This window comes from Streptomyces katrae (assembly GCF_000966975.1).
In the GTDB taxonomy this organism is placed as follows: domain Bacteria; phylum Actinomycetota; class Actinomycetes; order Streptomycetales; family Streptomycetaceae; genus Streptomyces; species Streptomyces katrae.
This window is the reverse complement of the sequence record NZ_JZWV01000704.1, coordinates 1-2580: the sequence shown is the minus strand read 5'-3', so window position 1 is coordinate 2580 and position 2580 is coordinate 1. Positions and strand designations below refer to the sequence as shown.

1 protein-coding gene and 1 pseudogene are annotated in these 2580 nt (G+C 73.9%); both read right to left on the bottom strand.

Annotation, left to right across the window (positions count from 1 at the left end; all coding sequences use genetic code 11):
* A pseudogene (locus VR44_RS24645) lies at nucleotides 1–1902 on the bottom strand (putative bifunctional diguanylate cyclase/phosphodiesterase); the annotation flags it as partial.
* A 357-nt stretch (nucleotides 1903–2259) separates the two neighbouring features.
* A partial coding sequence (locus VR44_RS24635) for a BRCT domain-containing protein (protein WP_342669386.1) occupies nucleotides 2260–2580 on the bottom strand: 321 nt, incomplete at its 5' end.

The window sequence follows — 2580 nt, the reverse complement described above, 5'->3', positions numbered from 1 at the left end:
AACGAGCGGTCGATCTTCAGCTCGCTCACCGGGAGGCGGCGCAGGTGGACCAGGGAGGAGTATCCCGTGCCGAAGTCGTCGAGGGACATCTTCACGCCGTGGCCCGTGAGGCCCGCCATGGTGTCGGCGGCGCGCTGCGGGTCCTCCAGGAGGACGTGTTCCGTTATTTCCAGCTGGAGGCCGCTCGCGGGCACCCCGTGGCGGGCCAGGCGGGCGGCGACGGCGCCGGCGAAGCCGGGGGTGTGGACGTCGCGCGGGGAGACGTTGACGGCGACCGGGACCTTGAGGCCCTGGGCGCGCCAGCGGGCGACCTGGGCCAGGGCGGTCTCCAGGACGTACTCGGTGAGGTGCGGCATCAGGCCGGAGGTCTCGGCGATGGCGATGAACTCGTCGGGAGGGACCCGGCCGCGTTCGGGGTGGACCCAGCGGACCAGGGCCTCCAGGCCGGCCACCTGTCCGTCGAAGCGGACCTTGGGCTGGTAGTGGAGTTCCACCTCGCCCGCGTCCAGGGCGCGGCGCAGGTCGCCCAGGAGGCCGAGCCGGTCAGGGGTGTTGCTGTCGCGCTTGGACTCGTAGACCTCCACGCCGGTGCGGTCCCGCTTGGCCTGGTACATGGCCACGTCGGCCCGGCGCAGCAGGCCCTCCGCGTCGAGGGCGTGGTCGGGGAAGACGGCGAGGCCGGCGCTGGCCTCCAGGACGAGGGTGAGGCCGTCCAGGTCGAGGGGGGAGCTGAGCTCGGCGACCAGGTGGCGGGCGACCCGCTGGGCGCTGGTGGTGGAGTCGGTGGTGGGGAGGAGGACGGCGAACTCGTCGCCGCCCAGGCGGGCCGCTTCCGCCTCCTCCGGGAGGGCCTGGCAGGGCCTGGCGCAGGCGGGCGGCGATCTGGAGCAGCAGGCGGTCGCCGGCGAGGTGGCCGAGGGTGTCGTTGACGGCGCGGAAGCGGTCCAGGTCGATCAGCACAAGAGCTGACCGGGTGCCCAAACGTTCAGCCTCGTCCAGCGCGGACCAGGTCCGCTCCAGCAGCCACTGCCGGTTCGGCAGCCCGGTCAGCGGGTCGCGCAGCTGTTCCTCGGCGCGGGCCCGGGCGATCCACAGGGTGGAGTCGAGCGCGATGAGCGGTACGGCGAACAGCGGCAGCAGCACCGGCTGGGTGCTGGCCACCACGCAGATCAGCGGGGCGATGCCGAGCAGGGCCGCCGCCACCAGGGCCTGGCGCAGCAGGGCCGTCCGGGCCACCGTGGGCAGGCCGCCGCCGGGCGGGGTGAGCGCGAACCACAGCAGGACCCGGGTGACGAGCAGGTAGGAGACGGCCACCAGGGCGACCTCGGGCGCGGCCGCCAGGTCCCAGGTGGTGGGCAGCCAGGGCGACTCCACGGTCGGCGCGTCCCCGAAGGCGGCCAGGACGAGGGCCCCCGCGCCGATGCCGAGGATGTCGACGGAGCCGTGCAGCAGCCCCTGCCGCCAGCGGTGCCGGCGCGCGGCCCCGACCAGGGAGACCACCGCCAGCGAGACCAGTCCGGCGGGGACCCAGCCGTAGAGGATGAGCACGCCGAGGGTGAGGGCGGCGCCCGAGCCCGTGCCGCCCCACCAGCGGTCCCGGCCGAGGGCGACGAGGTGGCCGACGATGATGCCGGTGAGCAGGGCCAGCGCCCAGCCGACCGGGCCGCCCGGGAAGAGCGCCTGACGGGCGGTCAGTGCGGAGACGACCCCGCCCACGAGGACCACGGCGGCGAAGCCCACGACGGCGGCGGGCAGCACGGTGCGCCGCTGCTGCCCCGCCCCGGTGTCCAGGGGACGGGTCTGCGGCGTCCTGGCACCCAGGACACCGAGCCGGCCCGCCCGCAAGGACGGGAGGTCCCCGCCGAATTCAGGTGACGGGTCGGCGCTTTCGGTGGGTTTCATGCCCGTCCCTCTCACAGCCGGCGATGCCGATGTCGCGCGATGGCCCCGATGTCATGCCATCACGGCTGGAAGGCACCTCAGGCAGCCGCGCACGACAGGCGCACCCCACAACAGTAGGACGGGAGAGGCTCCCAGGGGCAGCAGTCGGCGGTGGTTGCCCGAATGCGACCCAGCCATCCTCATCAGTACGGTATCCGCCGAACGGGTGAGTTTGGACCAGGACCCCCCCGTCACCCCTCCGATGATCCGACAGCTCACCGGCCCTCGACCAGCCGAGTACCGGCCGTTTGCCACCGGACGCCGCGCCGGGCGTGCGCCCGCCCGTACGGCCGCACGCCGCGCATCCGTTCGCGGTATCTACTCCCCTTCGGCCGCGCCGTCCAGGGGGAGGGCCGCCTCGCGGGCCGCGTCGGGCCCCTGTTCGAGCAGGACGGCGAACCCGGCGTCGTCGAGGATGGGGAGCTTCAGCTGGACGGCCTTGTCGTACTTCGAGCCGGGGTTGTCGCCGACCACGACGAAGGAGGTCTTCTTCGACACCGAGCCGGTCACCTTGGCGCCCCGGCTCTGCAGGGCCTCCTTGGCGCCGTCACGGGTGTGGCTCTGGAGGGTGCCGGTGACGACGACGGTCAGGCCCTCCAGCGGGCGCGGGCCCTCCTCCTCGCCGGAACCTTCCTCCTC